Origin of the sequence: Pseudoduganella rhizocola (genome assembly GCF_045984285.3) — a bacterium.
In the GTDB taxonomy this organism is placed as follows: Bacteria; Pseudomonadota; Gammaproteobacteria; order Burkholderiales; family Burkholderiaceae_D; genus Rugamonas.
This window is the reverse complement of record NZ_JBJQIK030000003.1, coordinates 681127-688127: the sequence shown is the minus strand read 5'-3', so window position 1 is coordinate 688127 and position 7001 is coordinate 681127. Positions and strand designations below refer to the sequence as shown.

Genomic DNA, 7001 nt, shown 5'->3' with positions numbered 1-7001 from the left:
TACGACAGCGACGGCTCGGGCCACTGCGCCCTGGGCAAGAGCTGCGGCCGCCTGGTGGAAGCGTATACGCTGGCCAACACCGTCAAGGACTTCCGCCGCTGCACACCTACGACAGCGTGGGCCGGCCGGCGACGGTAACGGCCATGCTGGGCGGCGAGAACTTCGCCAGCACGACGGAGTACGACAGCTGGGGCCGCGAAGTGCGCGAAACGCATCAGCGCGGCAGCGGCATGGCGCGCAGCTACGACCGGCGCTACAGCGGCACGCACCACCGGGCCAGCCCATCAGGCTTCTGCCCCGGCGCTGGTCGATTCACTAACGGGGTAGGTCTCCAGGATATGGTGGTCCAGTTTAGTGCGCTTACTAGCGATACCGCAGTAATGCAGTTCGATACGCTGCGTTATACGGTCGGGTGCTGCTCGGCCGAAAACGATCATCGAGCCTGAAATTCAGATAACGGGGCCACTTCTGATGAGGGCCGATTTGCCATCGTGGAAAGGCGGGAGCCAGAGTTTTCAATTTGCGCATGTTTCGCCGTATAATGATTGCACTCTATTGGGGAGCAATATGGCGAGCAGAAAACCTGGCAGCAGCGCGGAACGGGACGGCAATCTGGGCGAATCGCTGCGGCGCATCCGTAAGGAACGCGGCATGACGCTGATCGAAGCCGGAGAGAAGACCGGCATGCCGATGTCCACCATTTCCAAGATCGAAAACAACAAGATGTCGCTCAGCTACGACAAGCTGGTGCGCATCTGCAAGGCGCTGGAAGTGGATATTTCCCAGCTGTTTACCGGAGGGACGCCGATGTCCGGAAAGCCTGCCATGCCTGCCTCCAGCGGCCGGCGCAGCATCAACCGTGCCGGCACGGGCTACGCGATCAACACGCCGAACTACTCGCACCTCTATCCGGCGGCGGACCTGCTGAACAAGCGCTCGGTGCCGATCTTCGCCGAAATCCATGCGCGCTCGATCGAGGAGTTCGGAGAGCTCATCCGCCATCCGGGCGAGGAGTTTGCCATTGTGCTGGAAGGTACGGTGGACCTGTACACCGACCTCTATGCCCCGGTGCGGCTGGAGACGGGCGACTCCATCTACTTCGATAGCGGCATGGCGCACGCCTACATCAATGTCGGCGCGGGCAAGTGCCGCGTGCTCTCGGTCTGCACCTCCGACGAACCCGGCTCGGAAGTGACGTATGCGGCGTTGGTCGATACCGCGCCCGCCGCCGCGGCGCCGGCGCAGCCCAAGGCCCCGCGCAAGTCCCCGAAGAAGTAATCCCCCTCCATTCACCATGCAAGCAGCCCGGTTATCCGGGCTGTTCGCATTTGCCCGCGTTGTTGGCGTAACGCCGCATTTTTCAAATTTTTCAGAAACTTCTTGCGCTCCCGCGAGGCTTTCGCATATCTTTCGGTATGAGAATAGTTTTCGCAAATAGAAAAATTTGAGACGGGCGTGAATCATATGAGCCATCAGAAGGCGGATTTTATTGTCATCGGTGCCGGTATCGGCGGCGCGTCGCTGGCGTACTGGCTGTCGCAGTCGGCGCGGGTCATCATGCTGGAGCGGGAGGCGCAGCCGGGCTATCACAGCACCGGCCGTTCCGCGGCGCTGTTCATGGAGAGCTACGGGCCTGCGCAGGTGCGTGCGCTGACGCGCGCCAGCCTGGACTTCTTCAACAATCCACCGGCGAGTTTCTGCGAGCACCCGCTGCTGTCGCCGCGCGGCGCCTTCGTGTTCGGCGGCATCGGGCAGGAGGCGGAACTGGATGCCCACGAAGCCTCGGTGCGCGAAACGTCCTCGCCGTGCGAGCGGCTCAGTGCCGCCGAAGCGGTCGAGTTCCTGCCGGTGCTGCGGCGCGAACTGGTGATCGGGGGCGTGCTGGAAAAGGATGCGGCGGACATCGATGTGGATGCGCTGCTGCAGGGTTTCCTGCGTTCGGCCCGCAAGAATGGCAGCAGCACCGTATTCGGCGTGGATATCACCAGCATCCAGCACAGTGGCGGCGTGTGGCAGGTCGATACGAGCCAGGGCAGCTACCAGGCCCAGGTGGTGGTCAACGCCGCAGGCGCCTGGGCTGACCTGGTGGCGCAGATGGCCGGCGCCATGCCGGTTGGGCTGGTGCCGAAGCGCCGCTCGGCTTTCATCTTTACGCCGCCCGAAGGCATCCCAAGCGCGCACTGGCCGCTGTTCCTCGATGTGACGCAGTCTTTCTATATCAAGCCGGATGCTGGCATGCTGCTTGGTTCTCCGTGCAATGAAGACCCCGTGCTGCCGCACGACGTGCAGGCGGAGGAGCTGGATATTGCCATCGCCATCGACAATATCCAGCGTTTCACGACCCTGCAGATCCGCCGCCCGAGCCATGTTTGGGCGGGGCTGCGCAGTTTTGTCGCGGATGGAGAACTTGTCGGTGGCTTCGACGGCCACTTGCCGGGCTTCTTCTGGGCCGCAGGGCAGGGTGGCTATGGCATCCAGTCGGCGCCTGCAGCCGGCAAGTACTATGCCGATGTTTTGCTGGGCAAGGCCGCGGCTAATGCCTATGCTGGATTCGGCTTTGATCCCGCCCGTATCAGTCCTGCACGTTTCCAATCCTGATCATGCATATCTTCCTTGCCGCGCTGGCGCACGAGACCAACAGTTTTTCGCCAATCCCGACGACGATGCGTTCCTTCGAGGAGGGCATTCTTTACCGCCCCGGCGACGATGGCGAGGCCTTGAAGAAGGCGCTGGATTTTCCGGGCTACGGCTTTGTCCGCGATGTTGCGCAGGAGCGCGGCGACGAGGTAACACTGGGACTGTGCGCTTGGGCGCAGCCCGGCGGTCCGGCTTCGCGCCAGGTTTACGAGGCCTTGCGCGATGAGCTGCTTGCCCAGCTGGCGGCGGCGAAGGATGTGGACGCGGTAACGCTGGTGCTGCACGGCGCGATGATCGCGCATGGCTATGACGATTGCGAAGGCGACCTGCTGGCGCGCGTGCGGCAGCTGGTCGGTCCGCGCGTTCCGGTTGGCGTGCTGCTGGACCTGCATGGCAATCTCACGTCGATGATGACTGCCAGCGGCGCGGTGCTGATCGCATGCAAGGAATATCCCCATACCGACTATCTGGAGCGCACGCGCGAGCTGCATGCCATCCTCACCGGTATGGCGCGTGGCGCCTGCCAGCCCGGTATTGTGACGCAGCGCGTGCCCATGCTGGGATTATTCGGCACCGGCGAGCCGCCGATGCGGGCCTTCCTGAGCCGCATCTTCACGCTGGAACGCAGCCCCGGCATCCTGTCCATCTCGGTGATGCATGGTTTCCCGTGGTCGGACGCGGAGGCTACCAGTGCGGCCGTCATGGTGTATTTTGATACGGGCGCGCAGCCTGCGGCGGCAGCACAAGCTATCGCCATGCAGGTGGCAAAGGACTTCTTCGCGCTGCGCTGGCTGGGCACCAAGAGCAGCCTGCCGGTGAGCGAGGCCGTGGACAAGGCGTTGGCGCCGCGCGCTGCCGGTGAGCTGGTGGTAGTGGCGGACGGCTCGGATAACCCCGGCGGCGGAGCTGCATGCGACAGCACTTTCATCCTGCGCGAACTGATCGAACGCCAGGCGGAGGGTGTCGCGCTGGGCATGATATGGGATCCGCAAGCGGTGCAGCTGGCGCGGGATGCGGGTGTCGGCGCCCAGATCGCGCTGCGCATCGGCGGCAAGGTCGGTCCGGCTTCGGGCTCGTCCGTCGATGTGCTGGCCACGGTGCTGGCGGTGCGCAGCGACGCGCGCCAGCACGGCCTTGCGGGAAAATTTACCGAAGCGCTGGGCGAAGCGGTGGCGATTCGCGCGGGCGGCATCGATATCGTCCTCAACAGCAAACGGCAGCAGGTGTTCTCACCCGAGTGCTTTACCGAGCTGGGTATCGACCTGTCGGCCAAGCGCCTGGTGGTTGTCAAATCGACTCGGCATTTCCGCGCCTGTTTCGACGCCATCGCGGCCGAGACCATCTTCTGCGATGCGCCCGGCACCTTGAACAGCGACCTTGCGCGCCTTCCTTTCGTCCATCTGCGGCGGCCCATCTGGCCGCTCGACGAGGTGAACGAGTCCGCCATCTCCTGAAAAGCGATCGACCACCATGCAGACTAAAGACACCTGGTTCGGCCAGCCCAAAGGGCTCACCATCCTGTTCCTTACCGAGATGTGGGAGAAGTTTTCCTTCTTCGGCATGCGGGCACTGCAGATCTACTACATGACGAAGGAGCTGCAGTTCAGCCAGGCCACGGCTTCGCTGATCTTCGGCAGCTACGCCGCCAGCGTCTACCTGACGCCGATCTTCGGCGGCATCATCGCGGACCGCTGGCTGGGGCGCAAGCGGGCGGTCATCATCGGCGGCCTGCTGATGGCGGTCGGCCATTTCATGATGACCTTCGAGTCCATGTTCTTCATCGCCATGGCCTTCATCGCCCTGGGGAACGGCCTGTTCCTGCCGAACCTTCCGAGCCAGGTGCCGCTGCTGTATCCGAAGGGGGATCCGCGCGCGGTGTCTGCCTTCAATGTCTACTATGTGGGCGTGAACCTGGGCGGCTTCCTGGCGCCGCTGATCTGCGGTGCGCTGGGTGAGATCTATGGCTGGCATTATGGCTTTGGCGCGGCCGGTATCGGCATGTGCCTTGGCCTGCTGGTGTATGTCATGGGGAGCAAGCACCTGCCTTCCGACCGGGAGGAGGCGCGGCCGGTTCCCACGGCCGAAACGGCGGCGGGGCAGAGCAATATCGGACTGCTGCTGAGCGTATGGTTCGCCGTGGTGCTGTTCCGCAGTGCCTACGAACAGACCGGGAACACGCTCGCGATCTGGGCCGACACCAGCATTGACCGGCTGGCCTTCGGCTGGCAGATTCCCGTCACCTGGTTCCAGTCGCTGAATCCCATGTTCGTGTTCCTCATCAGCCCATTGCTGGTGCAGGCCTGGATGCGGCGCGAAGCGCGCGGCATCGCCACGCCGCCGGCCCTGAGCCGCATGACGATGGGGGCGGTGGGCGTGGGCGCTGCCTTCGGCCTGCTCGCCATGCTGATCTTCTTTTCTTCCGCCGCGCCGAACTCGGTGAGCTGGATCTGGCTGGTCGTGTTTTTCGCGGTCTTCACGCTGGCGGAGCTGCATATCCTTCCCATTGGCCTGGGGCTGTTTGCAGTACTGGCGCCAGCGCGGTTCGGCGCGACGACCATTGCGGCATGGTTCTCCGCCTCCTTCGCGGGCAACTTCCTGTCCGGTGTGATCGGCACGGCGTGGGAGTACATGACGCCGGCGGGATTCTTCCTGATGATCGCGGGGTTGTGCTGCTTCTCTGGCCTGCTGCTGTCCATCATCCAGAAACGCCAGCGGCAGCCGTTGATGCAGGCGATGCCCCGGCAATCAGATATGCAGGCGCCATGAATCATGCTGGTGGTACGTAACGCTGTCGAAAACGATCTGGAAGCGGTCCTTGAGCTGGCGCGCGGCATAGGCGCAGGCATGACGACGCTGAAACCGGACCGCGCTTCGCTCAGGAACCGGCTCGGCATCGTTGCTGCGTCCTTCGCCGGCCAAGCTGCGGCGCATGAGGCGGACTACCTGTTCGTGCTTGAAGACCTGGAGCGGCAGCGCGTCTGCGGCGTTTCCGCCATCAAGGGGGCGGTTGGCGTCAACGAGCCGTTCTACAACTACCGCATCAGCACCTCGGTGCATTCGAGCCCGGACCCCTTGCGCGTGAACCGCGTGCAGTCCCTGCACCTGTGCCACGACCTGTCCGGAGCATCCGAACTGTGTTCGCTGTACCTGCATCCGGATTACCGGCAGGGCTGGAACGGCAAGCTGCTGTCGAAATCGCGGCTGCTGTTCATCGCCCAGTTCCCGCAGCTCTTTTCGCAGAAGATCTTTGCGGAGATGCGCGGCTATCAGAGCGCGGACGGCACATCGCCGTTCTGGGAGGGCGTGGGCCGCCACTTCTTCCACATGGATTTCCAGGACGCCGATGACCGCTGCGGCATGGGCGACCGGCAATTCATCGAGCAGCTGGTTCCCAGGCTGCCCTTGTACACGCATCTGCTGGGCGCCGGGGCGCGTGAGGTCATCGGCAAAACGCATCCCGAAACCGTTCCGGCCCGCCGCCTGCTGGAACAGGAGGGCCTGAATTTCGACGGCTATATCGATATTTTCGACGCCGGCCCGGTGCTGCAGGCGAATGTGCGCGACCTGCGCGCCGTGCGCGAGAGCCGGCTGCTGGAGGCAAGGGCAGGGGAGGCTGCCGGCACAACGGTTTCGCTGGTGGCGAACGTTGAGCGGGAAAACTTCAGGGTCGTTGCGGCCAAAGCCGATCCGATGGCCGACGCCGCCGTCCTTCCCCAGGCGGCACTGAAGGCCCTTGCCCTCGGCAGCGGGGCTGAGGTGCGTATGCTGGCGATGTCTGGCCGTGTCAGCCAGCCGCAGTAAGCGCTGTGGCGCCGGGCTGGCGGGGCTTCCGTGCCGCCTTCCGTTCACCGATGCAGGCCTTGCACTCGTAGCTCGCGCTGCTGTGTGAAAACACAAAGAACTCCCTGTCGAGCGGCCAGAACTCCTGGCAGCCGGCACAGAACTGTTCGTCGCCCAGCTCCGTTTCCACCATGCGCCGGAAGCCGCCAAGAACCCGTTTCCATGCTGGCTGATTGCTTCGGTTCTCCATTTTTGGCCTCGGGCGGAAGTGTCGGGAGCTGGAATCATCGCACAGTTTTCTAAAATAGAAAATAAATGTCGTTTCCGGCTCAAAAAACGGCCCCGCACCGCGCATCCGGCTGTTGTTGATCTTCCACAGTCAAACGCGCTGCCATGCGGCATTCCTCCCTATGAGGAGGCGGTGAAAAGTGTGTGTTTTCCGAAAGTGCAAACGAATGAATATTTTTTCTTATTGGATAATTCTGGAAAATTATGTACATTTAGAAAAGAGCGCTATCACGCCACCATAAGGAGATCAAAAAAATGTTCCGTCCATCGCTGCAGCTGTCGAATACCCCCTCGCT

Annotated in this window: 6 protein-coding genes; all 6 read left to right on the top strand. The window is 63.0% G+C overall.

The features are described from left to right. Positions 1–143 precede the first annotated feature (143 nt). The 6 genes from ACJRPG_RS10345 (at position 144) to astA (ending at position 6438) form a co-directional block, all read left to right on the top strand. A complete protein-coding gene (locus ACJRPG_RS10345; protein ID WP_407999984.1) occupies positions 144–446 on the top strand; it encodes a hypothetical protein in 303 nt (100 codons plus the stop codon). 121 nt (positions 447–567) lie between these two features. Next, the gene (locus ACJRPG_RS10340) at positions 568–1278 is read left to right on the top strand and encodes a helix-turn-helix domain-containing protein (protein WP_407999983.1); all 711 of its coding nucleotides are present in this window, start codon (positions 568–570) and stop codon (positions 1276–1278) included. A gap of 186 nt (positions 1279–1464) precedes the next feature. Beyond that, a complete protein-coding gene (locus ACJRPG_RS10335; protein ID WP_407999982.1) occupies positions 1465–2598 on the top strand; it encodes an NAD(P)/FAD-dependent oxidoreductase in 1134 nt (377 codons plus the stop codon). A 2-nt stretch (positions 2599–2600) separates the two neighbouring features. Beyond that, complete coding sequence (locus tag ACJRPG_RS10330) at positions 2601–4091, top strand: M81 family metallopeptidase (RefSeq protein ID WP_407999981.1); 1491 nt, start codon at positions 2601–2603, stop codon at positions 4089–4091. A 16-nt stretch (positions 4092–4107) separates the two neighbouring features. Then, positions 4108–5403: a peptide MFS transporter gene (locus tag ACJRPG_RS10325; RefSeq protein WP_407999980.1), complete on the top strand. Its 1296-nt coding sequence runs from the start codon at positions 4108–4110 to the stop codon at positions 5401–5403. Between the two features lie 3 nt (positions 5404–5406). Further along, positions 5407–6438, top strand: coding sequence for an arginine N-succinyltransferase (astA, locus tag ACJRPG_RS10320; RefSeq protein WP_407999979.1), 1032 nt, complete (start codon positions 5407–5409; stop codon positions 6436–6438). Positions 6439–7001: the final 563 nt, after the last annotated feature.

Coding starts and splice junctions, on each gene's coding strand:
- ACJRPG_RS10345 (WP_407999984.1), top strand. CDS start 144: ATGCTGGGCGGCGAGAACTTCGCCAGCACGACGGAGTACGACAGCTGG.
- ACJRPG_RS10340 (WP_407999983.1), top strand. CDS start 568: ATGGCGAGCAGAAAACCTGGCAGCAGCGCGGAACGGGACGGCAATCTG.
- ACJRPG_RS10335 (WP_407999982.1), top strand. CDS start 1,465: ATGAGCCATCAGAAGGCGGATTTTATTGTCATCGGTGCCGGTATCGGC.
- ACJRPG_RS10330 (WP_407999981.1), top strand. CDS start 2,601: ATGCATATCTTCCTTGCCGCGCTGGCGCACGAGACCAACAGTTTTTCG.
- ACJRPG_RS10325 (WP_407999980.1), top strand. CDS start 4,108: ATGCAGACTAAAGACACCTGGTTCGGCCAGCCCAAAGGGCTCACCATC.
- astA (WP_407999979.1), top strand. CDS start 5,407: ATGCTGGTGGTACGTAACGCTGTCGAAAACGATCTGGAAGCGGTCCTT.